The following is a 1,088-nucleotide window of genomic DNA, read 5'->3' on the forward strand; positions in this document are numbered from 1 at the left end:
CTGGCAGCATCCATTGGTAACTGGATAAGGTGGATTGAGATATTAAGAGTTCTTGAAGTGGTGGCCTAACTGCGGCTACACTAGAAGGACAGCATTTGGTATCTGTGCTCCACCAAGCCAGTTACCTTCGGAAGAAAGAGTTGGTAGCTCTAGATTCCGGCAAACAAACCACCGTTGATAACGGTGGTTTTTTTGTTTGCAGGCAGCAGATTACGCACCGCCAAAAAAGATCTCAAGAAGATCTTGAATCACTCTATGAAAATTTTGTTTTATAGCCGTATTTGTTGATGCTATAAGCCAGAGACCTTCTATGAGAATAGACATATCACATCAAACACGGCATACCCCGCCAAACATGCTTCCTCGGGAACAAAATTGTGTAGCAATGGCATTATCTGCGTGCTTTAGACAACAACTAAATCCTGTGGTAAACAGCTTATTAAAAGAGAGAATAATACACTCCCCTAAAGAATTGGAACATGACAACGCAGTAATAAGAGTCCTGCAACAACTACAAATTCAAGAAGTTTGTAACAGCACCCTTTGGGAGACAGCCAAACAACAACTACTTCAAGAATCGGACGGAAGATATTTTGCCATCAATTCTAAACACTTAGACTTTCCAGGCTCAGGAGAATCTCACGCCTTCTGTTGCATCAAATACAAAAATGCAATTGGCATTAACGGAAACAATGCCGAAACCCAATCGACCCACTACCAACCCTATCCGTATGATAAAGTCAGTATATGGGGACCATTCTCTCACAATTTAACGTAATATCTTATTGCCCGCACCACTGAAACGCGTTTGGTGCGATCACGGCAGCAGACAGATAAAAATGGCAACAAACCACCCGAAAAACTGCCGCGATCGCGCCTGATAAATTTTAACCGCATGAATACCTATGCAACCAGATGGTACAGGCCACATTAACCCCTCCTAATCCACTGAAGCTGCCATTTTTCATGGTTTCACCATCCCAGCGAAGGACCATCCAGCGTGCGTTCCTGTATTTCCGGCTGACGCTCCCGTTCCAGGGATAACGCATGTTCGCGCTCCTGTATCAGCCGTTCCTCTCTTATCTCCA

1 protein-coding gene is annotated in these 1,088 nt (G+C 44.2%); it reads left to right on the plus strand.

The features are described from left to right. Positions 1 to 310: 310 nt before the first annotated feature. On the plus strand, positions 311 to 778 hold the full coding sequence (locus ACUU1I_RS20710; RefSeq protein ID WP_074433898.1) for a hypothetical protein: 468 nt from the start codon (positions 311 to 313) through the stop codon (positions 776 to 778). Positions 779 to 1,088 lie beyond the last annotated feature (310 nt).

Source organism: Shigella sp. SIG3, assembly GCF_053555855.1.

What these genes read in the sequence shown, in the direction of transcription:
- ACUU1I_RS20710 (WP_074433898.1), top strand. Translation starts at nt 311, where the DNA reads ATGAGAATAGACATATCACATCAAACACGGCATACCCCGCCAAACATG.